Origin of the sequence: Streptomyces sp. NPDC006326 (assembly GCF_040612915.1) — a bacterium.
In the GTDB taxonomy this organism is placed as follows: domain Bacteria; phylum Actinomycetota; class Actinomycetes; order Streptomycetales; family Streptomycetaceae; genus Streptomyces.
Map to the genome: position 1 here is coordinate 42653 of NZ_JBEXRC010000010.1, position 25766 is coordinate 68418.

23 protein-coding genes and 3 pseudogenes are annotated in these 25766 nt (G+C 70.4%); 8 read left to right on the forward strand and 18 right to left on the reverse strand.

Features of this window, described 5'->3' with window-relative positions; translation table 11 throughout:
* Positions 1-106: 106 nt before the first annotated feature.
* Both ABZ128_RS10710 and ABZ128_RS10715 read right to left on the reverse strand, forming a co-directional pair.
* On the reverse strand, positions 107-298 hold the full coding sequence (locus ABZ128_RS10710; RefSeq protein ID WP_356847486.1) for a hypothetical protein: 192 nt from the start codon (positions 296-298) through the stop codon (positions 107-109).
* Positions 299-726: 428 nt separating this feature from the next.
* Positions 727-2076 carry a YhgE/Pip family protein gene (locus ABZ128_RS10715; protein ID WP_356847488.1) on the reverse strand — a complete coding sequence of 450 codons (1350 nt, stop codon included), beginning with the start codon at positions 2074-2076 and terminating at the stop codon, positions 727-729.
* Positions 2077-2206: 130 nt separating this feature from the next.
* On the opposite strand from ABZ128_RS10715, the gene ABZ128_RS10720 reads away from it, so the two are divergent.
* The gene (locus ABZ128_RS10720) at positions 2207-2917 is read left to right on the forward strand and encodes a MerR family transcriptional regulator (RefSeq protein WP_356847489.1); all 711 of its coding nucleotides are present in this window, start codon (positions 2207-2209) and stop codon (positions 2915-2917) included.
* Between the two features lie 128 nt (positions 2918-3045).
* On the opposite strand, the gene ABZ128_RS10725 is transcribed toward ABZ128_RS10720, so the two are convergent.
* Together ABZ128_RS10725 and ABZ128_RS10730 are read right to left on the reverse strand one after the other, a co-directional pair.
* Positions 3046-3807: a maleylpyruvate isomerase family mycothiol-dependent enzyme gene (locus ABZ128_RS10725; RefSeq protein WP_356847491.1), complete on the reverse strand. Its 762-nt coding sequence runs from the start codon at positions 3805-3807 to the stop codon at positions 3046-3048.
* A 485-nt stretch (positions 3808-4292) separates the two neighbouring features.
* Positions 4293-5009, reverse strand: coding sequence for an SDR family oxidoreductase (locus ABZ128_RS10730; RefSeq protein ID WP_356847493.1), 717 nt, complete (start codon positions 5007-5009; stop codon positions 4293-4295).
* 143 nt (positions 5010-5152) lie between these two features.
* Between ABZ128_RS10730 and ABZ128_RS10735 the strand changes: the two genes are divergently transcribed.
* On the forward strand, positions 5153-6100 hold the full coding sequence (locus ABZ128_RS10735) for an AraC family transcriptional regulator (RefSeq protein WP_356847494.1): 948 nt from the start codon (positions 5153-5155) through the stop codon (positions 6098-6100).
* Positions 6101-6291: 191 nt separating this feature from the next.
* On the opposite strand, the pseudogene ABZ128_RS10740 reads toward ABZ128_RS10735, so the two are convergent.
* Positions 6292-6507: pseudogene (locus ABZ128_RS10740) on the reverse strand (VOC family protein); the annotation flags it as partial.
* Between the two features lie 48 nt (positions 6508-6555).
* Between ABZ128_RS10740 and ABZ128_RS10745 the strand changes: the two are divergent.
* Positions 6556-6775 (forward strand): annotated as a pseudogene (locus ABZ128_RS10745) (GNAT family N-acetyltransferase); the annotation flags it as partial.
* Between the two features lie 197 nt (positions 6776-6972).
* Here ABZ128_RS10745 and ABZ128_RS10750 read toward each other — a convergent pair.
* Both ABZ128_RS10750 and ABZ128_RS10755 read right to left on the reverse strand, forming a co-directional pair.
* Positions 6973-7350 carry a peptidase inhibitor family I36 protein gene (locus ABZ128_RS10750; protein ID WP_356847496.1) on the reverse strand — a complete coding sequence of 126 codons (378 nt, stop codon included), beginning with the start codon at positions 7348-7350 and terminating at the stop codon, positions 6973-6975.
* On the reverse strand, positions 7347-8000 hold the full coding sequence (locus ABZ128_RS10755; protein ID WP_356847498.1) for a hypothetical protein: 654 nt from the start codon (positions 7998-8000) through the stop codon (positions 7347-7349). The genes ABZ128_RS10750 and ABZ128_RS10755 overlap by 4 nt, the downstream gene beginning before the upstream one ends.
* A gap of 534 nt (positions 8001-8534) precedes the next feature.
* Here ABZ128_RS10755 and ABZ128_RS10760 point away from each other — a divergent pair.
* Positions 8535-9386, forward strand: a complete 852-nt coding sequence (locus ABZ128_RS10760; protein WP_356847500.1) for a class I SAM-dependent methyltransferase — start codon at positions 8535-8537, stop codon at positions 9384-9386.
* Complete coding sequence (locus ABZ128_RS10765) at positions 9383-10480, forward strand: hypothetical protein (RefSeq protein ID WP_356847501.1); 1098 nt, start codon at positions 9383-9385, stop codon at positions 10478-10480. The genes ABZ128_RS10760 and ABZ128_RS10765 overlap by 4 nt, the downstream gene beginning before the upstream one ends.
* Before the next feature lie 58 nt (positions 10481-10538).
* On the opposite strand, the gene ABZ128_RS10770 is transcribed toward ABZ128_RS10765, so the two are convergent.
* From ABZ128_RS10770 to ABZ128_RS10805, 8 genes are all read right to left on the reverse strand, one after another.
* On the reverse strand, positions 10539-11921 hold the full coding sequence (locus tag ABZ128_RS10770; protein WP_356847502.1) for a cytochrome P450: 1383 nt from the start codon (positions 11919-11921) through the stop codon (positions 10539-10541).
* Complete coding sequence (locus tag ABZ128_RS10775; RefSeq protein WP_356847503.1) at positions 11918-12538, reverse strand: ATP/GTP-binding protein; 621 nt, start codon at positions 12536-12538, stop codon at positions 11918-11920. Before ABZ128_RS10775 ends, ABZ128_RS10770 begins: the two co-directional genes overlap by 4 nt.
* Positions 12519-12878, reverse strand: coding sequence for a DUF742 domain-containing protein (locus tag ABZ128_RS10780; protein ID WP_356847504.1), 360 nt, complete (start codon positions 12876-12878; stop codon positions 12519-12521). The genes ABZ128_RS10775 and ABZ128_RS10780 overlap by 20 nt, the downstream gene beginning before the upstream one ends.
* A complete protein-coding gene (locus tag ABZ128_RS10785) occupies positions 12875-13282 on the reverse strand; it encodes a roadblock/LC7 domain-containing protein (protein WP_356847506.1) in 408 nt (135 codons plus the stop codon). The genes ABZ128_RS10780 and ABZ128_RS10785 overlap by 4 nt, the downstream gene beginning before the upstream one ends.
* Positions 13283-13285: 3 nt before the next feature.
* On the reverse strand, positions 13286-14812 hold the full coding sequence (locus ABZ128_RS10790; protein ID WP_356847507.1) for an ATP-binding protein: 1527 nt from the start codon (positions 14810-14812) through the stop codon (positions 13286-13288).
* Between the two features lie 468 nt (positions 14813-15280).
* Positions 15281-17017 carry a VCBS repeat-containing protein gene (locus tag ABZ128_RS10795; protein ID WP_356847508.1) on the reverse strand — a complete coding sequence of 579 codons (1737 nt, stop codon included), beginning with the start codon at positions 17015-17017 and terminating at the stop codon, positions 15281-15283.
* 700 nt (positions 17018-17717) lie between these two features.
* Complete coding sequence (locus ABZ128_RS10800; protein ID WP_356847509.1) at positions 17718-18830, reverse strand: substrate-binding domain-containing protein; 1113 nt, start codon at positions 18828-18830, stop codon at positions 17718-17720.
* A 272-nt stretch (positions 18831-19102) separates the two neighbouring features.
* Positions 19103-19435 (reverse strand): hypothetical protein, encoded by a 333-nt coding sequence (locus tag ABZ128_RS10805; RefSeq protein WP_356847511.1) that lies wholly within the window; start codon positions 19433-19435, stop codon positions 19103-19105.
* 315 nt (positions 19436-19750) lie between these two features.
* Here ABZ128_RS10805 and ABZ128_RS10810 point away from each other — a divergent pair.
* A pseudogene (locus ABZ128_RS10810) lies at positions 19751-19975 on the forward strand (hypothetical protein); the annotation flags it as partial.
* 87 nt (positions 19976-20062) lie between these two features.
* Here ABZ128_RS10810 and ABZ128_RS10815 read toward each other — a convergent pair.
* Positions 20063-21688, reverse strand: coding sequence for a putative glycoside hydrolase (locus tag ABZ128_RS10815; RefSeq protein ID WP_356847513.1), 1626 nt, complete (start codon positions 21686-21688; stop codon positions 20063-20065).
* 204 nt (positions 21689-21892) lie between these two features.
* On the opposite strand from ABZ128_RS10815, the gene ABZ128_RS10820 reads away from it, so the two are divergent.
* A complete protein-coding gene (locus tag ABZ128_RS10820; RefSeq protein ID WP_356847515.1) occupies positions 21893-22903 on the forward strand; it encodes a polysaccharide deacetylase family protein in 1011 nt (336 codons plus the stop codon).
* A 600-nt stretch (positions 22904-23503) separates the two neighbouring features.
* Here the strand turns inward: ABZ128_RS10820 and ABZ128_RS10825 are convergent.
* Both ABZ128_RS10825 and ABZ128_RS10830 read right to left on the reverse strand, forming a co-directional pair.
* Positions 23504-23815: a hypothetical protein gene (locus ABZ128_RS10825; protein WP_356847516.1), complete on the reverse strand. Its 312-nt coding sequence runs from the start codon at positions 23813-23815 to the stop codon at positions 23504-23506.
* Between the two features lie 306 nt (positions 23816-24121).
* The gene (locus ABZ128_RS10830) at positions 24122-24925 is read right to left on the reverse strand and encodes a TetR/AcrR family transcriptional regulator (protein ID WP_356847518.1); all 804 of its coding nucleotides are present in this window, start codon (positions 24923-24925) and stop codon (positions 24122-24124) included.
* 87 nt (positions 24926-25012) lie between these two features.
* Here ABZ128_RS10830 and ABZ128_RS10835 point away from each other — a divergent pair, with 87 nt between their 5' ends.
* Positions 25013-25402 carry a VOC family protein gene (locus ABZ128_RS10835; RefSeq protein WP_356847519.1) on the forward strand — a complete coding sequence of 130 codons (390 nt, stop codon included), beginning with the start codon at positions 25013-25015 and terminating at the stop codon, positions 25400-25402.
* The last annotated feature ends 364 nt before the right edge of the window (positions 25403-25766 follow it).

The window sequence follows — 25766 nt, forward strand, 5'->3', positions numbered from 1 at the left end:
GAGACAAGCCAGGACAACGCCGCCATGCCGCGCCACGCCGTGTTGTCGGCTCCATCTGGCGGGGCGGGCGGCCCCGGCTGAGCCCGGACGTGACCGCGGCACGGTTTCAGGCCGAGCGGACCTGCATCTTCTCGCGGACTCTCGCCATACAGGTGGCGCAGTTGCGCCCGGCTTCCCCGCCCCCGTCATCGGCGGGGGCGGGCTGCCCGCACAGGGTGATCGTGTCGTTCTTGGCCATCACGTGCCAGACCAGGCGGCCGGCATTGTCCAACGCGAGTCCAGCGCACATCACGTACATGTCGCCTCCTCGAAAGAGTCGAGGGAATGCGCTGCCACCGTCCAGGTAAGCCGACCTCGCCCGGCAACGGCGCGTTGGGCGCATCCGGACGGGTGAGGCCGGCAACTGGCCATGAGCCGCCCCGCCCCGCGTGACGGGCAGGTGCCAGACCTCCCACGAGGCCAACGGCCGTGCGCTGACGACGGCGTCGGTACGGTTTCACCCGGCTGATAGCCGGCTCTATCGCGCAGCCCCTCGTACGGCGCCCCGGAAACAAAGCCGACAGATAACCCACCCACGAGCGATTGCCATGCCCGGTCGGGGCGATCGGTGGCGAGGCGGGTCAGATAGATGTTCACGCTCCACTCTGCCCTCAGCAGGCAGCCTGGGTAGGCCGCCTGCCAGGGGGCGGAGTGGCTGGCCGCCTCAGCTCGGCGCGTCGAGACCACTCAGGCCGTGGCGGGCGCCTCGCCCTCGGCAGAGACAGGGGGTTCCGCAGTCTCCGCGGGGGCCTCGGTCCCGACGGCAGGCCGGGGGATGCGGTGCAGGCCCCGGCGGTCGTAGAGGCGGGTGACGGCGAAGCCGAAGCCCAGCGCGGCGATGAGGGCGATCCCCATCGCGGCCCACGCCCGGGTCAGGCCCGCGTCGGCCTGGGCTCCGTAATAGAGCAGGGAGCGCAGCCCCTCGGTGATCTGGCGCAGCGGTTCGAACTCCGCGAGTGCACGGAAGAAGCCGGGCAGCGCCTGGACGGGTACGGTGGCGCCGGAGGAGGGGACGGCCATCGCGACGAAGACGATGGTGGCCAGCAGCATGCCGGGGGTGCCGAAGGCGGCGAACAGGGCCAGGCTGCCGATGCCGACGACCGCGATGGTGGCGACCGAGTAGAGCCACAGCAGGCCCAGGTGGGAGGCGTCCATGTCGAGGATGCCGACCGTGGCGACCTCCACCAGGGTGCCCATGACCAATGACAGGCCGAGCATGAGCGCCATGCCGATGGCCAGGGTGCGCACGCGGCTGGTGTGCTGGACGGGCTCGCGCTTGCGGAACGGGCCGAAGTCGGTGTGCAGGTAGCCGAGGGCGGTGTCGACCTGGGAGTTCACCACGTTGGCACCGAGCATGCCGCAGACGACCAGGACCAGCGCGTAGTAGAAGGCGCTCAGGCCCATGGCGCTGCGGGAGCCGAGGGGGTGGCCGTCGGCGACGGTCACGGTCACCGGGTCGGCCAGCTTGAGCTGGGCGGCCGTCGGGAGCGGAGCCTTCTGGGCTGTGGCCTGCTTGAGGAGTTCCTGGCCGAGCTGGGCGGAGGCGGCGTGGGCGGCCTTCTGGGCGGCCTGGGAGGACATGGAGGAGCCGATGCTGCCGGCGGCCTGGTTGGTCAGCACGGTCAGGGTCGGCGGGGCGGGCTTGCTCTGGGGGGCGGGCTGCGGGGCGCTGAGCGCGGTCACCGTGGCGCTGAAGTCCTTGGGGATGACGAGGGCGCCGAAGACCTTGCCGCGGCCCAGCCTCTTGTCGGCTTCCTCGCGGCTGACGACCTGCCAGTCGATGCTCTTGTCGCCCTGGGCGGTCTTCTGGATGCCCGCGACGATCTGCTCGCCCAGGTTGACGTGGCGTCCGCCCGCGTCGGCGCCGCCGTCGGTGTTGACCAGGGCCACGGGCAGGTCGCGCAGGTTGCCCCTGGGGTTGACGTTGCCGCCGACGTAGAGCAGGGCGAACAACATCGAGACCACTGCGGCGATGAGTCCCGTTCCGATCCACAGCTGGGGTCGGCGGAGCACGGAGGGGGGCGTGGGGTGGGGCATCGATTCTCCGGTGCGGCGGCGCTTCGGTACTGGATACTGATGGTATCCAGTACTGGATAGTGGCAGTATCTTGTGGTGATGTCCAATCGCCCATGACGGATCCGCACCGCGTGACCAGCAGGGAAGCCGTATGAAGATCTCGGAGCTCAGCCGGCGGACCGGCGTGCCGGTGGCCAGCATCAAGTACTTCCGACGGCAGGGGCTTCTGCCCGCAGGGCGGGCGACCGCCGCGACCCTGGCCGAGTACGGAGAGGAGCATGCGGAGCGGCTGCGGCTGATCAAGGCGCTGACCACGCTCGGCGGCCTGTCCATCGCGGCCACCCGTGACGTGCTCGGGGCGGTCGACCAGGCAGACACCTCCGAGGGCGCTCTCGGCGCGGTCAGCTACGCCCTGCCGGTGCCGGTGGCGGCCCAGGGCCCGGCGGGCGGCGAGGAGGAGGCGGAGGCCGACGAAGCCGCCGGGGCCGAGGTGGCGGAGCTGCTCGCGGCCCTGGACTGGCGGGCGCCCGACACGTCACCGCATGTGCAGGGGCTGACGGTGGCGCTGAAGGAACTGCGGCGGCTGGACGCGGATTACGCCCCAGGCGAGCTCGCCGCCTACGCGAGACTGGCCGAGTCGGTGGCCCGGCTGGACCTGGAGCGCGCGGCCGGCCTCGACGACCCCGTGGCCCTGGCGGAGCGGGCGGTCATCGTCTTCGCGATCTGCGCCCCGGTGTTCGAGCTGCTGCGGCGTCTCGCCCAGGAGGACCAGGTCCGGCGCCGCGTGGCGGGCGACAGCGCCGGCGGCTCCGCGGCGCCCGGGCGGTGCGGGCACAGCGGAACTCCGTCGCCGGCCGAATAGCGATCTGCCGGCTCTTGCCCGGCGCCTTTCACTGCGGTCCGACTGGAACGGCCTGGTGGCTGGTAGGGGCATGTGCCGCCGCCGCTGATTCCGCGGATGGCCGGCGGCCGCCGTCCGTGCCGGGGTGCTCAGAAGGCTGAGTGGGTGAACCAGTGGGTGAGCAGGTCGGCGTCGCCCTGGAGGTGGAAGGCGCCGCTGGTGCGGTCGAAGCGGCCGTAGAGGAGCAGGAGCAGGTCTGCTGCCGCGCCCTGGACCGTGGCGTCTGCGGTGCCCGCTTCGGTGCTGTCGGTCGCCAGGGCGAAGCCGTCGGGGCGCACATGGATCAGCCAGTCGTCGTCGCTGTCGGTACAGCTGAAGCGAATGCTCTGGTCAGGGCCGCGCAGTTCGGCTGTCAGCGGCGCGAAGGGGGAGGCGAACGGCAGGTTGGTGAGGAATTCGTCGATGCCGTCTGCCGCCAGTGTGCGGTCGATGTGGGGTGTCAGTCCGAGGGCGAGTTCGGCGTCGGCGCGGTGGACGAGGGTCTCAAAGAGCATGCGGCGGATCCAGAACCGGGCGTGCTGGTCGGGTCCCCAGGCCCACATGGGGGCGTCCGGGTCGATGACGGCGAAGACCTCGGCGGCCTGCGCGGCGCTCTCGGCCAGCCAGTCCGGGTAGCCGTCGGGCTGCTCGGGAAGGCGCAGGTCCACCTCGCGGCTGGTCGGCGGCTGCTGGATGCGCCGGCGCAGCAGGTCGGTGAACCAGCGCTGCACGTGTCCGGTGTGCCGGGTGAGGTCGGTCAGGGTCCAGCCCGGGCAGGAAGGCACCGGGGTGGAGAGGTCGGCTGCCTTGACCGCGGCAGCGAATCTGGCGGTCTCGGCCGCGACGGCCGCGCCATGGTCGGCGGGGTTCAAGCCGATGTCCTTTCCGAGGTGACGCCCCCGCATCCCGGCCCGCTCGGGTCCCAGACAGCCGGGACTCCCGTATGCGCGGCGGTGACTGCACGGTTCTGCCTCAAGAGGGATGCTTAAGAGCTGAATGATTCATGTCATCAAGTAATGTGCAGAACGTAAGTCAGCATGGTTGGGAATGTCAATCAAGTCCTTCTGCGGAAGTAAGCCGTGGGGGACGGGCATGCCGTGCCCCACGGCGTGGGCGCACGCCGCAACTCAGGCCCCGTGAGAGCCGCGGCCATCACATCAAGATGATCAAACGCCAGACGTTCGGACGAGCCGGTGCGGCTCAGCGGGGTGGCAGCCCGAGTCCCGCCGGATCACCGGCTGCGCTGAAGGCCGTCCCCGCCCCCCGCCCCCCCGCGTGGGCCGTACCCGGCGTGCGGGAAGGCGCAGGTCTCGCCCGCGCATTCAGTCCCCGACGCTGTCGTGCGGGGGCACCGATGTCACACCAGTGCCGCGCCGCCGTCTATCGCGAGCGTGGTGCCGGTGACATAGGCGTTGGCCAGGACGAAGAGATAGGCCGCCGCGGCTTCCTCGGCAGTGCCGACACGCCGCGTGAGCAGCTCGGACCCGGCGCCCTGGAGGAAGGCCTCCGGGTCCGGGACACTGCCGTCCCACAGCTCGGTACGGATCACACCGGGCTGGATCACATTGACGCGCAGAGGGGCGAGTTCGACGGCGAGTGCCCGGGACAGGGCCTCGATGCCGCCGGTGATACCTGCCGTGAGCGCGGTTCCGGACAGGGGGCGGATCGCGAGGACGCCGGAGCTGAAAGTGATCGAGCCGCCGTCGCGCAGTCGCGGTGCGGCGTACTTGGCGGAGAGGAACGCGCCCCAGAACCGGCGCTCGAAGACGGCCCTGGCCTCCTGCGGGGTGGTCTCGACCAACGGCTTGATCAGCAGAGATTCGCCCGCGGTGTAGACGAGGTGGTCGAACTCCCCGACCTGCTCGAAGAACGCGGCGATGGCGTTGCCGTCGGCGACGTCCAGACGGCGGCCTTCGGCCTGCTCGCCCAACCGCTTCGTCGCGGCGTCCACGCGGTCCTGATTGCTGGAGGCGACCACGACGTCCGCGCCGGCCGCCGCGGCCTGTCGGGCCACCGCGAAGCCGATGCCGGAGGTTCCACCGATGATCACGATCTTCTTGCCAACCAGAGACATGGGATCCGTTCCTTCGTCCATGCAGTGCCGGGGTTCGGCAACCGCCATGGCAAGAACGTACGCCTGCACATCGAGACGATGAATGACTTCGGATCTCGATTCCCTGTCACATCGTCTCACCAAACAGGCACTAGAGTGGCGCCATGGACATCCTGAGCGACACCCTCGAAGTCCTGCGCACGGGACGCCCGATGGTGACGCGCACCGACGCGCACGCCCCGTGGGCCCTGAAGTTCCAACCCATCTCAGGAGCCGGATTCCACGTGGTCGTGGAAGGGCACTGCCACCTGCTGCCACCGCACGGCCGACCGCTCGCGCTCGGACCCGGCGACATCGTGTTCCTGCAGCGCGGCAGCGGACACACCCTGTGCGACGTGCCGGGCCGCGCTCCGGTGGACTTCGTACCGGAGCGCGTGGACCGTTCCTCGCCGATCGGCCAGGTCACCGTGGACGGACCGGGGCCGCGCACGGTGCTGGTGTGCGGCGCGTACGCGATCGACGTCGAACGCCCGCATCCGCTGTTCAGCGATCTACCGGAGGTCATCCACCTCCCCGCGGTTCCCGGCCGCCACCCGGTGCTGCGCTCGGCGGTCGATCAGCTGTGCGCCGAGTTCCACGCGCCGCAGCCGGGCTCCGACGCGGTCGTCACGGCGCTCATCGATCTGCTGCTGCTGTACATCCTCCGGTCGTGGTACGCCGAACTGCCGAAGGAGCGGGCCAGGGGTTGGACGGCCGCGCTGACCGACCCGGCAGTCGCCCCCGCCCTGAAGGCGATCCACGACGACCCCGGCCATCCCTGGACCGTGGAGTCTCTGGGCGCCCGCGCCGGGTTGTCCCGCGCGGCGTTCGCCCGCCGCTTCGCCGCGGTGGTCGGCGAGCCGCCGTTGACGTACCTGACCAACTGGCGGATGGCCACCGCGGCGCGGTTGCTGCACCGATCGCCGGCCCCGCTGAGCATCATCGCGCAGCACACGGGGTACACGTCGGAGTTCGCGTTCGCCAAGGCTTTCAAGCGACACTTCGGATCGCCGCCGGGGGCCTACCGCAAGCAGGTCAAGACAGCAGCCGACGAACCACGCGGATACAACTGACGGTGGGGGCCAGGACGCCACCGCGTCGGATTGCGCTCCTGCGGTGGCTGCCGAGCCGGCCTCGCGGCGGCCCCGGAGCCCAGCGTCCTGCAGTCGCACTCGTCATGAAGAACGTCATCGACGGCCGAACCCGACCCGAAGTGGGCCGGGCCGGTTCGGGTCAGTCGGTGCAGGCGCATCCGGCGCCGGCCTTCGTCGGTGGTCGCGACCTCGACGCCGAGGTGGTCCAGGCGGGTCTCCTCGCCGGCCTCACCCTCGATCAGAACGAGCTTGAGCGGGGGCTCGGTGACGGCGAAGTTGGCGTAGCCCTCGCGACGCTTGGCGGGTTCGATGGCGAAGAGCCTGGAGTAGAAGGCGATCGACGCTTCGAGGTCGGCGACGCGCAGGGCGAGCTGGACACGGGACATGGCGGGCTCCCATCCGAGGACGGTTTGTTTCGACTGGTGTCGATACAGTCGACCTTGCAAGAGCACTCCGTCTACGTCCACCCCGACGCCCGCGGCCACGGCGTGGGCCTAGCCCTGCTGACCGCCCTGCTCGCCCGAGAACACCGCCAGCCTCGCCCTGCACGAGCGGGCCGGCTTCCGCGTTATCGGCACCCGTGAGCGCATCGGCTGCCACCGCGGCACCTGGCGCGACGTCGTCGCCGAACGCCGCAGCCCCGCCATCACCTGACCGACCGCCCGCCGGCAGCGCACGACCCCCGTCCTCCCCGACGGCTCCGAGAGCTGCCCAAGGCCACCCTGGTCCGGACGACTCGCTGCGGCCCGGCACCCACCAGGTGTGCCGGGCCGCAGCGTCGCGTCAGGGGAGTCCGGCCGTGGTGCACGGCAGGCCCGGGACGACCCTTTCGCGTGAGGGGGCGCCACGACTCAGCAGGTCATTGCCCAGGTGTGAGAGTCGCCGTTGTCGTTGGCCACGCCGTTGTAGTTGACCTCCTGTCCGGGAGTGAGGCAGATGGTCATCTCCCCGCCCAGGTTCGCCCGGGAGTAGACCTTCACGTGGTCCTTGACGCCGGGGCCACTGATGCCGTGGTTGGCCCAGGAGGAGTCCTCGTCGGCGATCCAGCTCTCCCACCAGTGGTCGTCGCCCGACCAGTTGGCGCGCTGGCCCTTGTAGTCGGCGTTCTCCCACACGCAGAACTCGCCGCTGGGGCAGTCGGCCGCGCCGGCCGGACCGGCCGCGGCGAGGCCGCCGGTGAGGACGAGGAACACCGCGGCGGTCGCGGTGAGCAGCCTGCTCTTCTTCATGAGGGGACATGGCCTTTCTTGTGGGGGGTGGGTCGGCCGGCCAGCAGTCCGGCAGAGCGGTGCAGGGCGCGGTCTCGTAGACGGAGGTAGGTGGCGATTTCCTCGCGGTGCGCGGTACGGACCTCGGCGAGCCGGACGGGCTCCAGCCGGGCCCGCAGCTCCTCCAGGCCGCTCGCCCGCGCACAGGAGGTGTCCCCGTCGGGGCAGGCGGCCCGGCGGGCGAGGGCGGCCCGGTAGCCGGGGTCGTCGGCGAGTCGGGCCTGGGCCTCGGGGCGCAGGTTGTTCACGGTGACCTCGGCGCGGAACCAGCGGGCCTGGTCTCCGTAGAGGAAGCGGTGGGCTTCGGCCAGGCAGCCGTCCGTGTGCATGCGGACGGTGTAGCCGGTGGCAAGGGTGATCGACAGTTCGGCCGGGCCGGTACCGAAGAGCGCATCCTGGCGCGGCGGCGGCCCGGCAGCACCACGGGTCGTCAAACACCGGTCCACCAGCACTTGCTGGGCCGCCTTGATCAGGTCGCTACGGCCCTGCTCCGACGCGGGGAGCTCCAGCCGAGTCGTGGACGAGCAGCCTCCGGTGAGCAGCACCGCCACCACGGCCCCCGCCGCCGACCAGGTCAAACCTGTCGCCCGTACCTCAGCGCTGATCCCCACACCGGTTCAAACGATCAAGATCGGCCGAGGACACGGCGGCCCTTGGGATCGGCGGCGACCGGAGCCGCCGACAGGCCATCGTCTACAGGCTGAGGCTCAACAGGATCGTGATCGTGGGTGGGAGCGGCGCGATCCATCCGGCCCATCGGCGTGCCCTGGCCAGGGCGGGGTGTCGTAGGTGCAGTCGGGAGGCCACCACGAGCAGAGGGGTGACCGTCCAGGAGGCCCACCAGCAGATGATTCACCCCGCCCCCGGGGGGCAGCGCGGCGGGCGGGGGTTGTGCGCCTCGGCCGGACAGAACTCATGTGCCCTCGCCCTCGGATGATCTGCACCGGTCCAGCGGGCTGACGTGGGACGCGTGAAGTGCCACGATGATCCGTGCTTCAACAGTGTGCCGGTTCGGGACGCGGGGAGAGCTGTGACGTCGCGTCGCCGAGACCAGCCCTACGCCACGAAAGGGCGGACATCCCATGCGCGTTACACCTCGTGGAGCGTTCTTAGGCAGCGGCCGGGGCTCAGTCGAGGACGAACAGGTGCGGCTCTACTACAGCCGCAAGACGCAGGACATCCTCCAGAAGTACGGTCCGGGTCCCCGCGTGCACTTCCATGTGGGGCTGTTCCCCGACAGGCTCCCACCTCATACCGCCGTCTCCCAGAGCACGCTGAAGCAGCACCTGCTCGACGCACAGGAACGCATAGTCGAGCACGCGGCCCGTTCCTGGGGCGCGTACGAGGAACCACCCCGCCGGATCCTTGACATCGGCTGCGGCCTGGGCGGCACTTCGCTGTACTGGGCGCAGGAGCACCGGGCGGCAGTCACCGGCCTCACCGTCGCGGCGGAGCACATCCCCATCGTCCGTCGCTTCGCCCGCCAGGCAGGGGTCGAGGAGCTCGTGGACCTCCTCCAGGTGGACGTCCACGACCTGGACGTCACCCACGCGTACGACGCCGCGTACGCCAACGAGAGCAGCGGCTACACCGACCGGGCGCGCCTCTTCGACGTGGTCGCCAAGGCGCTCATGCCCGGCGGATGGTTCGGCATCCAGGAGCACTTCCTGTGCCGCCCCGGCCACCGCGAGTTCATAGACGGCTACTACAGAACGCGACTGGGAACGCGTGAGGAGTACCTGGCTGCCGCCGAGGCGTCCGGCTTCGAGCTGACGCACGACGAGGACGTGACCGACCGGGTGGCGGAGTTCTGGGTGCAGTCCATGGCATGGAACACCGCCGAACTCGATCGGCTCCGGGCGGGCGGCGAACCCGGCGCCTGGAGCAGGGCACGGCTGGAGCAGTCGACGATCGCGCACAGCAGGCTCTTCCGCCTCTGGCGTGAGCATGCAGTGGAGACGCGGCTGATGCGCTTCCGCACCGGGGGCGGCCGATGACCACCTCCCCGCGTCCCTCGCTCCTCGGTGCGCAACTCCCCGCCTTCTACTGTCCCCTGCAGCGCGACCTCCTTCATCCGGAGGCCAAGCAGATAGAGGCACGGGCGGTCGAATGGGTCGACTCCTTCGGCCTGTACCCCGATCCCGTCGAGCGTGCGTGGGGGCTGGCCACCCACAGCGCCGACTTCTCCTGCCGCATCATCCCCGACGGGGACGTGGAGGCCGTGCTGCTCTTCACCGAGTGGAACTACTGGGCCAACGCCGTCGACGACTGGCAGGACTCCGGCTCCGACGAGGTGGGGGCGGGTGCCGTCGTCGAGCACGGCGTGCGGCTGCTGCGGACCATCGAGAACCCGGGGGCGTCCGTGCTTCCCGAGGGGCCCATGACCCGCTCGCTGGTGGACCTGGTGCGCCGTACCCACGCCATGCTGTCCGCGTTCGAGCTGCGCAGGTTCGCGGAGGGGACACGGGACTGGCTGCTCGGTGCGGCCTGGCGGGCGGCCCGCGCCGAAGCCGGAAGGATGCCAGGGCTGAACGACTTCGTCGCCATGGGGCCGCTGGCGAACGGCACCCGCTTCTCGATGACGTGGTCCGACGTCGCACGCGGGGGCCGGCTGCCCGTGGAGCTGCTCTGCTCGCCCGCCCTGACCGCGCTGACGGATGCGGCGGGGTTCATCGTCAGCGCGGACAACGACCTGTTCTCCTACGACAAGGACGACCACCTGGAGCCGAAGGAGGTCAACCTCGTCAACGTCTTCGCCCACCAGGAGAACTGCACGCCTGCCGAGGCCGTCCCGCCCACAGTGGCCCTGCGGGACCGGGTCATGGTCCTCTACCTGCGGCTCCGGGCCCGGCTGGCGCAGGGAGCGGACGACGAACTCCGCTCCTACCTGGAGGCGTTGGACCACTACGTGGCCGGTTGCATCGCGTGGCAGAGCCAGGCACCCCGGTACGCGAGCCCCCGCAATCGGTACGGTCTTCCCGTCGGGGAAGCCCGGTTCACGATCCGCTTCGCCGATGTGCCCAGCGACGCCGCGACCGAACCGCCCGACCTGCCGGCCCTCGCCGCCTGGTGGCAGTGGCTGCGGGACTGAGCGACGTGCCGAAGGCCCCCGGCGGCGCGGCCGGGGGCCTTCCGCCCGGAAGATCGGCTCAGCGGAGCCCGAACAGCCGCCGCCACCAGCCGGCGCGGCGCCGGTAGCCGGCAGCCGCGGGCACCGCGGACTGCTGCGGCGGAACCGGCGGGTACCCGTACGCCTGCTCGGGGCCCGGTTGCGCAGAGGACACGGAGCGCGGAGTGAACCGTACCGGCAGTGACAGCAGATGGCGCGACATGAGGGTGCCGCGCCACTGGAGCTCGCTCGCGCCGACGGCCAGCTGCAGGTCCGGCAACCGGTCGAGCAGGACTTCGATCCCGGTGTCGGCGATGGCCCGGCCGATGTCCTGGCCCGGACACTCGTGGGCTCCGCTGCTGAACGCCAGATGGGAGCGGTTGCCGTAGACGGAAACGCTCCGGTCGGGACGGATCTGCGGGTCGGCGTTGCCCGCGGCCAGGCCGAGCAGGAGCATGTCGCCGGCCTTGATGTGCTGGCCGGCGAGTTCGGTGTCCCCGGTGGCCCAGCGCCCGATGACCGTATTGATCGGCGGGTCGTCCCACAGCACTTGCTCCAGGGCGTCGGGCAGGGTCATCTGCCCTCCCGAGAGACTCGCTCGGAACCGCGGGTCCGTCAGTACGGTCCGCAGGGTGTTGGCGATCAGGTTGGCGGTGGTCTCGTAGGCCGCGATCAGGACGACGCGCAGGTGCATCAGCACCTCGGTGTCGGTCAGGTTCGCGGGGTGCTCGATCAGCCAGGAGGCGAGGTCGTGGGCAGGTTTGGCCTTGCGTTCCACGACCAGCTGCTCCAGCGTCTGGGTGACGTAGCGGTCGCTCTGGAGAGCCGTCTCGGTTCCCTGGAGCATGTCGCGTGCCGCGTTGACCAGTCTGGGCCCGTGTTCGTCGGGCGCCCCGACGAGCTGCGTCATGACCAGCATGGGGAGCTGGTCCGAGAAGTCGGACACGAGGTCGGCGTACCCCTCGTCGGCGATCCGGTCCACCAGCTGGTTGGCGAAGCGTGTCACGTAGCGGCGGATGCCGCGCTTGTCGAAGCGTTCCAGGGACTCCACCACGGCTCCGCGCAGCCGCTCCTGGACGGGCCCGTCGGTGAAGTTGCACACCGGTACCCAGGAGACCATGGGACCGAGCGGCGTGTCGGCCGGCACCCGGCCCTCGCGCATGTCGCGCCAGCCGCGGGGGTCGCGGGCGAAGCGCGAAGGGGTGCGCGCCACGTCCAGGTTCTCCCGGTGGCCGAGGACCAGCCAGGCCGGCAGGTCGCCCGGGACCAGCACGGGGGCCACCGGCCCGTACTCGGCCCGCAGCTTCTCGTACAGGCCCAGTGGGTCGTTTTGGGCCTCCGGTCCGTGGAGGCGGTACAAGCCGCCCGGGGCGGACGCCGCGTGGGCGGGGCACTCCGGCGGCGGGGTGGGGTGGGTGGTCACATTGCCTCCTGGGTGGCTGCCTGGGAGTACAGGTAGCGCATGAGGGTCAGCAGGACATCGCGGGACGAGTCCCGTCGTCTGGCGTCGCAGACGAGGATCGGTACGTCGGGGGGCAGGTCGAGGGCCTCACGGAGCTCCGCCAGCGGATGCTCGGGGGCGCCGGGGAAGGAGTTGACGGCCACGACGAAGGGCACGCCGCGCTCCTCCAGCCGGCCGATGACGTCGAAGCTGATCTCCAGCCGCCGGGTGTCGACGAGCACGACCGCCCCCAGCGCGCCCTCGAACAGACCGCGCCACAGGAACCAGAAGCGCTCCTGACCGGGTGTCCCGAACAGGTACAGCACCAGTTCCTGGTTGATGCTGATGCGGCCGAAGTCCATGGCCACGGTCGTGGTCGTCTTGCGCGCCACGCCCCGGGTGTCGTCGACGCCGACGCCCGCCTTGGTCATCGTCTCCTCGGTCGTCAGCGGCTTGATCTCACTGACCGCGCCGACCATCGTCGTCTTGCCCACGCCGAAACCGCCGACGATGACGACTTTGACGGCGGCCGCAGCAGTCTGCGGGAGTATGTCCGCCTGGCGCGGCCCGGCCTGCGGGTCAGAGCTTCTGAAGTCCATCGATCACTGCCTCGATCAGAGCTAGGTCGGGGAGCTGGGCGGCGGGGACGGGTGGGCGGACATGGACGAACTGGCCCGCGATCAGGTCTCCGATCAGCACGGTGACGGCACTCACGGGCAGGCCCGCGTACGCGGCGATCTCGGCCACCGACAGCGGTGACCGGCACATCCGCAGGATGGCCGCCTGCTCGGGCTGCATCTCGGGTCTCACGGGTGCCTTGGCCACGACCAGGGTCACGAGGTCGAGGGGGACGGTGGTGGAGGGTCCGCTGCGTCCGCCGGTGATGACGTAGAGCCGCTCCGGACTGCCGTCCTCCCAGCTTGTCGGGGGCTCACTCACGCCGGCTGCCCGTCGTGCCGGGGCGGACTGCTCAGGTGGTCCCCCATCCGGGTCACCAGGTTCCGCATCTGGGCACCCATCAGCCCGGCGTCGACACCCTCGTCGGCGAGGACCGCCAAGTAGGAGCCGTCACCGGCGGCCATCAGGTAGAAGAACCCGCCGTCCATCTCGATCACGACCAGGCGCATTCTGCCCTCCGAGCGGGGCAGTTCGGCCGCCACCGCTCCGGCGAGGCTCTGCAGACCGGCGCAGGCCGCCGCCAGGCGGTCGGCCGTGTCGGTCTCGGCTCCGTACTGCGCCACGCAGAGGCCGTCCGCGGAGAGGACGATCACGTGCCGGGTCTGCGGCACTCCGACGGCCAGGTCCTTGAGCATCCAGTCCATACTGCTTCGCTGAGTCATCATCGTTCACGCCCCTTTGGTCGCTGTACCCGACGCATCCTGGGCGTCCTGGTGGGGTTGGCCGGGCGCGCCGGACAGTCCGCTGTGGAAAGCCTCCAGCCACATGCCGGGGCCGGGATCCTCCGCCGACTGCCGTTCCACCGGCGGCGGGGTGTCGGAGGCGGTGGCACGGTCCTTCCGCCGCCGCTGCGGCAGCCCGTTCGCCGTGCGTTCCTCGGACGGCCAGCCGGTGACGGGCGCCGGCCCCGGTGCCGGAGCCTGTGCGGGTGCCGGCCCGTGAGCCTGTGCGGGTGCCGGTGCCGGTGCCGGTGCAGATGCCGACCGTGGTGCGGACACGCCGGGGGAGAGGCGATCGACCGGGTGCTCGCGTGACGCGGGGGTGACGGCCCGGGGGCCCGAGGAGGAACCGATGCCGTGGGCGAGACCGGTCGCCGCGGACGCCGTGGTGATCAGGTGCTGCGGGACGATGACCACGGCGCGGACGCCGCCGTAGGCGGACGAGCGCAGGGATACTTGGAACCCGTACGCCTGCGCCAGCCGGCCGACCACCGCGAGGCCCAGCCGCGGTGTCTCACCGAGGTCGTTGAGGTCGATGCCGGTCTGCGCCTGCGCCAGCATCGTCTCGGCACGCCGACGGGCCTCCTCGCTCATGCTCAGACCGCCGTCCTCGATCTCCACGGCGACGCCCGACTGCACCTCGACGGCCGTGAGGTGGACCCGGGTGTGCGGCGGCGAGTACCGCGTGGCGTTGTCGAGCAGCTCGGCCAGGGTGTGGATCAACGGCTCGACGACGGGGCCGACGACGGCGACCTCGGAGACCGAGTGGAGCTCCACCCGCTGGTAGTCGATGATCCGGGACATCGCACCGCGCAGCACGCTGTAGAGCGTGACGGCCCTGCTCCACTGGCGGCCGGGGCGCGCCCCGCCGAGGACCGAGATGGAGTCGGCGAGCCGACCGATCAGGGCGGTGCCGTGGTCCAGGCGAAGGAGGTCGCCGAACACGTCCGGGTTGCGGCCGTGCCGGTCCTCCATCTCGCGCATCTCGTGCGCCTGCTGGTGAACGATCGCCTGCACCCGGCGGGCGATGTTCACGAAGGCCCGCTGTGCGGAGTCGCGGAGGTTCTCCTCGTTGTCGACCGCGTCGATGACCCGGGCCAGCACGGTCTGCAGGGCGGCTCTGAACCGCGGGGTCAGGGCGGCGTCGTCGCCCCAGCGGTTTCCGTGTCCCCCCCGCCCGCCCAGGGAGGTCAGGATCTCCTCGGGCAGCTCACCTTTGCGCAGCCGCTCGATCGCCTCGGTCAGCACCACCTCGCACAGGCGTACCACCTCGGCTTCCTGCCGGGACAGCACGTGCTCAAGCGCCGCGACGTGGGCGCGCCGGGCCGTGAGCGCGCGGCCGCGCCGGAACGCTTCGACGAACGCCGCGACGGTGCACGCGGCCCCCGCGGCGATCCATACGGTGCGCACCGGTTCCGAGGAGGAAGCGAGCGCCCCCACCACGCACACGGCGGCCAGGGCTGCGATCCCGGGCATCATCCGGCTTGTTGCCGCCTCCGTGTGTGCGGCTTCGGGTGGAGCGTTTTCTGGCGCCATCAGCTTCCTCGAACCATCGAAAGTGGGATCTCCTGACCGGTGGGCGGGAGCATAACTACGCCCAACTGGCCGTACGGCTGCTTTCGTTGAGGTTCATCGGACCGGAGGACCGATTACGCGCCACCGGCAGGACCGAATCCGGGCGTCGATGGAGGGGGCTCGGCGGGGAGGGGCGGCGTCGGGGGAGGTCGGCGGCTTGCCGGAGCACTCACAGGCTCACGGATTCGAACGCGTTTCCCGATCAATTTCGGCCGCGTCCCCTTGTGCGCAAGTGGCGGCCGGGCCGGAAGTACGCTAAGAACACCTTTCACGGAAGCCGTCCGGGTGCGGAGACGGGCCCGCCCGGCCGGCTGGTGCCGACGGACGGACCCGCGCCCTCCTGGCTTCGCGACCGGGCGGCCGCGGGGCTCAGACGAGGTTCTTGTACAGGTTCCAGCCGGTGCCGAACTTCACGCGGGCGGCGAAGGTGGCGGTGCCGGCCTTGCCCGTCGAGGAGTACCGGTACACGTCGCCGTTCGGGAGACGGCAGAGCAGATCGCCCTTGCTGTCGCCGTCGATGTCACCCGGGACGAACAGCTTGTCGTACTGGTCGAAGCCGCTGCCGACCTGCTCGCGGGCGGCGAACGGCGCGGTGGCCGTCCCCGTGCCCTTGAACAGGAACAGGCGGCCGGAGGTGTCCCGGGCCAGCAGGTCGGGACGCCCGTCGCCGGAGTAGTCACCCGCACCGACGAGCGCGTCGTAGCCGTTCCAGCCGGTGCCGACCTTGATGCGCGCGCCGAACTTGGTGACCAGCGCACCGTCACCCGGGTGGAGCCACAGGACGCCGGCGGAGTCGCGGCTGAGCAGGTCGCCCTTGCCGTCGCCGGTGAGGTCACCCGGGCCGACCGTCACGGTGTAGTTCCACGCCGTACTCACCCGCTCGCCCTGGATGTACAGGTCGCTGCCGATGTTCTGCACGTAGGTCGCGTGGTTGCGGCTGTTGAGCCCGGTGGCGTACGCGTTGCGGGAGCCGGGCGTCTCCTTGCCGGCCCAGACCGGCGGCATCCGGTAGTCACCGTTGGCCAGGGCGCTGTACTTGGCGAGGTCGTTGTCCGCCTCGGTGCCGAGGTTCTGTCCCTTGCCGTAGAGCGACGTGGTGCCGGCGCCGACGATGAACTTGTTGAACTCATAGCCACTGCCGAAGTACGCGGGTGCGGCGAACCGGCCGCCACCGAGCGACTTGAACCAGTACTCCACGCCGTCGCGGTCGCGGGCGAGCAGGTCGCTCAGGCCGTCGCCGTCGCCGTCATCCGAGCCGGTGATCACGTTGTACGCGTTCCAGCCGGTGCCGACCTTGACCCGGGCCTTGAGCGGGGCGGTGGCGCTGCCGGCCCCCTTGTGGAACCACAGCTCACCGCTCAGCGTACGGGTGAGGACATCGCCCAGGCCGTCGCCGTCGACGTCGCCGGCCCCGACCAGTTGGTCGTAGATCCCCCAGCCGGAGCCGACCTTGACGCGGCCGTTGAAGGGCTTGCTGACGCTGCCGGTTCCGGTGTACAGCCACAGGTCGCCGGCGTAGTCGCGGGCCAGCAGGTCGGGGTGGCGGTCGCCGGTCAGGTCGCCGGTGGCCATGACGCGGTTGTAGATCTGCCAGCCGCGGCCCGACCAGAGGGGCGCCGACGTGCTCGTCAGGCCGGCCTCGTAGAGCGTGAGCACGCCGTCGAAGGAGAGCGAGAGCAGCTCGGCCTTGCTGGTTCCGCCCACGTCCCCCACCGGCAGCAGGTCCTTGAACGAGGAGTCGGGGTCGGGGTCGGTCTTGTAGATCGCGTATTCGCTCCAGGACGAGATCGACGACAGGTAGACGGCCGTGGTCTGGTCGAACTCCATGACGATCATGTCGCTGATGCCGTCGCCGTCGACGTCGTGCCGCGGCTTGGCGGCGGCCGCCGGCGCCGGCTGGGTGGCGCGGCCGGGCAGGACCACGCTCGGGTACTGGCGGTCGCTGGGCGACGCGGCGGCGGACGCCGAATCCGCCACCGGGCCGGCCGCGGGCCGGTCGGGGGTGACGGAGCCGGGTATGGAGTGCTGCGGGGCTGCACTGCTCGGGGCGGCGGCCAGAGCGCCGACGGCGAGGGCGAGTACGCCGCCGGCGGCCAGTACACGCAATCGTCCACGATGCGAAGAAGTCAAGATCCCCCCTGAGGATCGAGCCGGGACCCGCCCGGACACGTCTAGGTGTGTGCTCGGAGACACACACCCATGCATGAACGGTTCCCCCCTCCCGCCCGCGCGCCATATGCCGCCCCTCTGACCACACCGGAGGCGGCGGCCCTGCCCGATCCCCTTTGCGGCGGGGGCAGTTGGGCGCCGAGGACACCACGTGTGGCTGCGCCCACGGCAGCGGATGGCGCTCGGTGGTCCGGTGCAGTCCGATACGCGGAGGTGCCGCACAACCGGTTGCAGGACTTTGCGGTGCTGGAAGGTGGGGGAGTAGCTGCCGGCGCCGGCCAGGGGCCGCGCAAAGCGGGCGTAGTCGGGCGCCTCGCGTCCTCCCGGACTCGGAACCGCTTCGCCGCGGTCGCCGCCGCCTCTCGGATGTGGTCACCTCGGTCGCCCGCCATCGCGTAACCACCCGGCGCTCGCCACCGACGACGTCGCCGACCGGGTGCGCGAGCTGCGCCCCGGTTCCTGACCGAGCCCCGGTCGACAACCGGCTGCCGACTCGTCGGACGCTCGGCCACGACGAGGCGTGCAGCGGTGGAGAGCGATACCGGCCCAGACTGCGCTCACCGATGCCGAGCGGCACGCCCTGCGCTGCCTGACCGCGCTGCACGCGGTCAAGTTCCTGGCCGAGGCCCGGCAGCCGCTACTTCAGGCCGATCTCTTCGCATGCGGCCCTGTACTTGTCGGTGCAGATCTCGTCGACGGTGTAGACGCCGTCCGCCACCACGGTGGATTTGATGTTGTTCCTGGTCAGCGCGATTCCCGGGACGAGTACCGAGCGCACGCCCTGGGTGGTCGGGCTGTCCACGATCTGGTTGATGAGTCCGTCGATCTTCTGGCCCTGGGCCAGGGCGACGGCCATCTCCGCGGCGGCCGCGGCCTCGGGGGCGTACTGCTTGTAGACGCTCATGTACTGCTCGCCCGCGACGATGCGCTGGACAGCGGCGAGTTCGGCGTCCTGGCCCGTCACCGGGGGCAAGGCGGAGACCCCGGCGGCCTTGAGAGCGGAGATGATGCCGCCGGCCATGCCGTCATTGGCGGAGTAGACGCCGACGATCCTTCCCTTGCCGAGCGCCGCGAGGGCGGCCGCCATGTTCGCGTTGGCGTTCTCCGGCTTCCAGTCGACGGTGTCGTACTCCTTGCCGATGGTCGCCTTACCGTCGAGGACGGAGTGTGCACCGGACTTGAACTGTTTGGCGTTGGGGTCGGTGATCGAGCCGTTCATCATGACGATCTTGCCGTCCTTGGCCTTGTCGCCCAGCGCGTCCAGCGCGTCCAGCAGTGCCTTGCCCTGGACCTTGCCGACGTCTTCGTTGTCGAAGGAGGTGTACGCGTCGATCGGGCCTTCCGCCAGTCGGTCGTAGGCGATGACGGGAATGCCGGCGTCCTTGGCCTTCTTGACCGAGCCGGCAATGGCCTTGGCGTCGACCGCGTCGATGATCAGGACATCCACCTTGCGGGCGATCATCGCTTCGACCTGGGCGTTCTGGGCGGCCGCATCCTGCTTGGCGTTGGCGTAGACCACTTCGCCCTTGCCGCGCGTGAATTTGGCGACCTCCTTCTCGATCAGCGGCTTGTCGAACTTCTCGTAGCGCGCGGTCTGGTTCTCCGGAAGCAGGAGCCCGACCTTGATCGCCTCCTTGGCGAAGCCGTCCGGTCTTCCGTCCACGTCTTCCGAGCTGCCGCAGGCAGCGAGGGAGACCGCGATCGCGGAAGCAGCGGCAATAACGACGGCCCGACCGAGATGTGTGTTCACGACGTAAACCTCCCTGAACAGGCCGTGCCCTTCCGGCCGAGGTAAGCGCAGTCAACTCGGCGATCAGACCGTCGTCAAGAAGTGAATTGTTAACGTGATGGCAACGTTGCCATCACTCTACGCATCCGCGCAATTCGGTGAATAGCTGCACCTATAGGGAGGATTAACTCCCTGACGCCATTTCAACTTATGAAGAGGCGGTGAAAACGAGTAGTGCCCCGCCGAACTCCCAAACGGCCGAGAACGGCTCGACCGGCGCCGCTGGCCATCGTCTATAGGCTGAGGCTCAACAGGATCGTGATCGTGGGTGGGAGCGGCGCGATCCATCCGGCCCATCGGCGTGCCCTGGCCAGGGCGCGGTGTCGCAGGGGCAGTCGGGAGGCCACGACGAGCAGAGGGGTGACCGTCCAGGAGGCCCACCAGCAGATGATGAGGACGGCCACGGTCTGGGGGTGAACCTCTTCGGCCATCCCGGCCAGGGCCCCGAAGACGAAGGCGACCGGGATCATGGCCACCGTTGCGACCGTGGTCCATATCGACACCTCGCCGCCGGCAGAGGTCTCGGCGCAGCGGTCGGCGGGCGGAGCGGAGGTTGTCTCGTGCATGGGCACAGCCAAGCAGCTCCGTCAGTAGATCCGCCTGCGCGCAGGTACTCAGCGCAAGCTGGGCTCCGTACTCAGGCACGCATGCGGTCATTCGAACCCCGAGGCTCCCGCCCGGCGTGTCCCTTCTTCGCCCGGACATCACCCCAGCGTTCCAGGCGTAGAGACAGGTATCCGGCGAGGGTGGAACGGACCGGGGTGAGGTCGGTCGGTTCCGTTGCGGTGGTCGACCAGGTTCGCCGTACGGTGCCGCTGCGCCCGGGTGCAGCCCGGCTGGGCGGGCTTGAGCCCGTACCGGCAGGGAGCCCGCCGGAGCGTCGCCCCGAGGCCACCCCGACGTTGTCCGGCATGATCATCGCGGCAGGCACCGGCCTGAGCGCGAACCTCTGGCCCAAGCAGTACGGAGACTGGACCCAGGAGGAGATGACTTCCCTGGAAGCCACCGCCCTGCTGCTCGCGGAGCACATCAACCGGCTCACCGGCGACCGCGCCTACCCCACCCGTCTGATCGCCAAAGCCCTGCCCAGCGCGGACCAAGGCTGAGGGACGCATCCCCCAGGAGCCCGTAGTCCGCGCTGTCCCCCATCAGGTTCAGCAGTTCGATTGGCCCAGCTGGGACCGCCGGCCCCTTCAGCGCTTGGCGATCTGCTGGAGCGCCGCGCCCTGGTAGCGGGCACCGGCGTTCCACAGGATGAAGGAATTCATCTTGTTGGCCGCCGCGGCCTTGATCTGATCGGCCACCTCATCCGGCCCGTAGGTGCTGCCCATCGAGAAGTCCTGGAGCCACGGGACGATTTCGCTCCGGGTGCCCTTCGCCTGGCGGGCGAAGTCGGCCAGCGAACGCTGCACGATCGCATACGGGTCGGTGTCGGGCTCCTCGACGCCGTACTCTCCCGGCGCCCAGTGGGACGGGTAGACCATCGGTGCGATGTAGTCGGTGACCTTGGCCAGAGCCCCGATGTCCTGCGCGATCTCCGTCGGCCGGGTGGCGGCGATACCGAAGACCGAGACGCCGAGGTACTTGGCGTGCGGACGCAGCGCGGTCCGGGTGTCGGCGACGAACGAGGTGATCGACTGCTCGGGCGTGGCGGTACCGATGCCCGGGAAGCGCATGTGCGACAGCGGACCGTCCGGGCGGCGCACGTAGTCGTAGAGGATGTCGTCGAAGCCGAGCCGAGCCGCCTCCACGGCGAGGTCCCGGTTGTACGTGCGGACCGTGGGGTTGGCGAAGTTGGTGAACGAGAGGGATCCGTACTGGCCGCCGTCGTAGGGTTCACCGGCCGGGGTCAGGACGAGCTGGTCACGCTTGCCGGACTTCCAGGCGGCCGAGGCGAGCTTGGGGTCGCGGAAGGCCACGATACGGCCGATGACCTGGGCCCCGGCGGCGTGGATCTCGGCGATCGCCTTGCGGGCGTCGTAGTAGCCCTTGGCCGCGCCGATCTGGCGGGCCAGCGGCACCTGGGATGCGTACCCGACCTCGCCGTCCTCGTCCTTGACGTCCAGCTCGACGGCGTTGAGCTTGCCGCTGCGCACGAGGGCGAGGATGTCGCCGCGCAGGGTGTCGTCGCCCCACCCGATGGCGGTGATGTGCGCGGCACGGATCATGGGGCGACGCCCTCGGGTGGACACGTCCTGGGTGGTGGTGTTTCCGGCGCGGTCCACCGCTGTGATCGTCGCGACGGGCGTGCCCTTGGGTACCGTGATCTTGAAGGCCCCGCCCTTGTCGACAGCGACCTTCTTGCCGTTGACCGCCACCACGGCGTCGGTGGAGGCGCTGCCGGTGATGGTCACGGGGGCGGCGGCGTTCTTGATTTCGGGGTCGGCCACCTTCAGCTCGGGAGCGGTGGTGTCCACCCTGAAGCCCACGACCTTGCGGTACGAGGCGAAGGGGAAGCTGCTGTCGCCCGCCACCACCAAGGTGTGCCGCCCCTCGGTGAGGCGCGGGAGCGCGAGCTTCAGGCGAGCGCCCGCAGCGGTGACGGGGACCGCCGTGCCGTCCAGGGTGGCGCGCAGCTTGTTCTTGCCGCCGGCCTCCTCGGTGATGAGGTAGGCGCTGACCCGTGCGGCCTTGCGCCCGTTGAGGACGGCGCCGTTGCTCAGCCCCTGGACGTCCGGACCCGGCGCGAGGATGGTCCAGGCTCCGACGCCCGCTCCGGCCAGTGCGAGCGCCCCGCTCGTCGCTATCAGGGCGGCCCGGCGGGCCGGTCGGCGGTGACGGAAGGAGGGGGCCGAGTGAGATATGCGCTTGGGCGACATCATGACGTCCTTCGTGCCGTGGGCTGGATGCTGCCTCCATTCATTGCCGCACGGTGTCCCAGTCGCCGCGTTCTGGCCGTATTTCACACGAACGCCGCGTTCGGTACCCGGCGTGGCGGCTGAGCCATGCAGGGGGCAGCGCGGTATCCGGGCTCCCGTCGGAGGTAGGTATGGCGCGACACGTCCGCCTTGGAGGGGCTTCTCATGCGCTACCCGTTCGTCCCGCTCGGCGCCCTGGCCGGCGCTGCCGTGCTCGCCTCCGGCTGTTCCACCGGGCCCTCACCGGCCGCCGGGGAACGCCATGCGGCCGCTTCACCCGCCGCGGTCAGCGCTGTCCCCGCGAAAGCGCCGGCAGAGGTCGGCGCCAATGAACTCGGCCAGGTACCGGTGCTGATGTACCACCAGCTCACCGAGAAACCGGCCAGCGTCTACGACCGCACCCCGGCTGATTTCCGGGCGGAACTGGAGCGCCTCGCGCGGGAGAACTACGTACCGGTGACCGCCCGGGACTTCCAGACGGGCCGCATCGACATCCCCGCCGGCACGCACCCGGTGGTCCTCACCTTCGACGACTCGACCAACAGCCAGGTGCGCCTCAACCCGGACGGCACCCCGGCGCCGGACACCGCCGTCGCCATCTTGACGGAGACGGCGAAGAAATACCCGCAGTTCAAGCCGGTGGCGACCTTCTTCGTCAACGCGGAGGCGTTCTCGGCGACGGGTTCCGCCAAGGCCCTGACGTGGCTGAAGGAGCACGGGCACGAGGTCGCCAACCACACCGGAGGCCACGAGAACCTGAGCTCCCTGGACCAGGAGGGCGCCATGCGGGCGATCTCCGCCGGACAGCAGGCGATCGAGAAGGCAGCGCCCGGAACGCAGGTCACGTCGCTCGCCCTGCCCTTCGGTGCCATGCCTTCCCCGGCCGGGGTCGCCACCCGGGGTACGGGCTACCGCTACGACGGCGTGTACCTCGTCGGGGCCAACCCCTCGGTCTCGCCGTTCGCGAAGGCGTTCACGCCCGGCGCCATCCCTCGGATCCGCTCGGCGGGGCCCGAGGATGAGGACGCCGAGTTCGGTTCGTCGCGCTGGCTGGACAAGCTCGCCGCTGGGAAGACCCGGTACGTCTCGGATGGTGACCCGAACACCGTCGCCTTCCCGAGTGCCTCGCGGAACGAACTGTCACCGGCCCTCGCGAAGCGGGCTCGGCCTTACTGAGCCGTGAAGGCAGACCAGTACCAGGCGGTGGCCGGGGAGGGCCAGCCGAAACGGCCGGGCTGCGCCTCGATGTCTGCCCGGCCGCTGCCGGCTGAGTCGTGGGCCAGAAGAAGGCACCGGCCCCGCCGTCACCCGGCTGCCAGCCGCCCGCCCGGTTCCGGCCGTCCGCGTCCTTGTCCCCGTCCTTGTCACTGAGCAGCGGTACGCCTACACCAGGACCAGCACCCCCGCCACCGCGCTCAGCGCCGGGCCGGTCCGTCGCTTGCGCGGGGGCGGGGCGGCGGCAGTGGCGGGGCCTGCGGCATTGCCGGTCTGCGCGGCGTGTCCTGGACGTTCCGCTCTACGGAAACCACCCCGTGGCGGACGTCCCGCCCCCACGCGGCCAGGCTGAGCGGCCGCTGCCCCGGGTCGGCCGAGCCGAGCGCGGCGATCCGTGCCCGCCGTTCCGCGTCCAGGCCCGCGATTACGGCCGCCGCCGACCGCGTCAGGTCCGCCGTCGACACCGGTCAGCCGGCTTTCTCCCTGACACTCTCCAACGGCTCGATCAGCCCCGCACAGGGCGCCGACGTCACCAAGCGCCTCAACAAGGGCGCCCGGGAGTCAGCAGCGGTAGCCGTGGGGAACCTGAAGAAGGGCCACGAAGATCCAGACCAGGGCTGCGGCGCCGGTCGCGCCACCGAGAACGGCGACTGCCAGGTTCCAGCGTCCTGCGTACCCGATGAGTACCCCCCACCACACCGCCGCCGCGATGGTGAGCAGAGTTCCGTAGACGATCAGTCCAAGGCTGTTGGCCGCGCCGTTCACTCCGACGTTGCACGCCCGCCAGGCCGCTGCCAGGAGCGCCGACCCGAGCACACCGGTAGCCAGACCGCCCAGAGGGGCGGCCACACAGCCCCACGATCCGCGCCTCACTTCCGGTTCCTGACCTGGGGGAAGCTCTCTCCGCTGCGTTGAGCTCGTTCCCTTTGGTCCATCGTGTCGTAGTCCCTCCAGCTGGGATTCGAGCCCAGCGTGCGTAGTCCGTTGACCCGTGGGCTGGTGGTTCTGCACGAAGAGGTCCGTTGCGCCCCGCAGGGAGGTTTTCTCCGCACTGATGAGGGCAGCCATCGCCGCTGGCCCGCACCTCTTCTGCGCGGGGTAGAGGCGCTCGGTGCGGGCACGGCTCGCGGGTCAGCCCGGCCGCCCCCCTGGACACGACGGCCGCACGGATGGCAGCGATCACGTACGCCCTGACGCTGTCGGACAGCCCGCCCTGTCCTTCGGGCCTCGGTCGATCAGGGCGGCGAAGGCGTCGAGGACGCGTTGCAAGCCGAAGGCATAGGCATGGCCGGGGTCGTAGGCACTGCCGTGTGCGGCGCCGGCTGCTGCGCCGACGCGGACGGCAGTGGGGTAGGCGTTCTCGTCGAGTACCCGGGAGAGGAGCGGGGCGTTCAGCTCCCACCACTGTTGGTCGTTCATGGCACTGTCGTGCTGGGCGGCGCGGGTGTCGGCGGCGGCGCGGGCGCATGCCTGCACGAAGGTGAGCAGGTGGGTCAGGCAGTCGTCCATCTCGACGTCGCTGAGGCCGAGGCCGTCGAGCGCGGACAACTCGTGCTCGTACTTCGCCATCTGGCCCGGCCCCAGCGGAGGCCTGGCGGTGGAGACGGTCGCGGCCCATGGGTGGCGGTCGGCAAGGGCCTTGTTCTCCTCGGCGATGGCGGTGACGCGCTCGCGCCAGGGCTGTCCGGTGGTGTCGGTGCGGTGCATGCGCGCGTATGCGGCGTCGAGCATGAGGTCGAGGAGCTCCGCCTTGCCGGGGACATAGGTGTACAGCGTCATCGGCACCACGCCGAGTTCCTTGGCCACCCGGCGCATGGTCACCGCGTCCAGGCCTTCAGCGTCGGCGATGGCAGTGGCGGCTTCGACCACCGCGTCGATGCTCAGCCCCCGTCGCGGTCCTCGGCCACGATCGGAGGAGGAGCCGCGCCACAGCAGTTGGAGGGTACGGGCGGGGTCGCCCGCGCTGGTTCGTTCCGTCGGCACAGGGTCATCCTCTCGCAGCCCAGCTCCGTACAATGTACATTGTACGGCGTACAGAGAAGTGGCCCAGTGGATCCCGGAGGAGCTTCCGTGAAGATCACCTCTAGTGCCGTGTCGCTCAACGTCGACGATGTTCCCGCCTCCAGCACCTTCCTCGTCGAACACTTCGGGTTCCGCGAGGAGATGGCCGCTGACGGCTTCGCGTCCCTGACGCGCGACGACTCCGGCATGAACGTCATCTTCCTGCGGCGGGGGCTGGACACCCTCCCGGCAGACCAGCGCGACGAGCACGCGACAGGCCTGATCATCGCCTTCGTCGTCGAGGACCTCGAAGGCGAGCTGGCGCGCCTGCGCTCCGAAGGCGTCGCGATCACCATGCCACTGACCGACGAGGAGTGGGGCGAGCGCGCCTTTCAGGTCCACGACCCCAATGGCGTCATCATCCAACTCGTCGACTGGAACGCACCCACCAGCCGCTGAGACAACCGGCGGCGCCGCCTCGAAGCCATGACGTCCGGCCAGGATTGTAGGGGCACCGCGAGGGCCGTCCTGCACTCGCGATCCAGGGCTGCCCGGGCCGCCGCGGTCAGGTGCTCCCGGTGCACTGCGGCAGGTGTCCGCGCGGCGCGGGAACGCGCCAACGGCTGAGCGCTGTCTCCGCAGAGCCGGCCGGGCCGGGCACCACGTCCCCCGCTGGGATGCCGCAGGCGGACGGGGTGTGAGGTGTGCGGTGTGACGGTGCACCGCGGGGCGGGGACAGGGCACACGGCGAGCATCGCGAACAGAATGATCAGAAGAGGGGTCGTTTGAAATCGTCCTCCCGGTGCAGACGGTCGTTGACAAC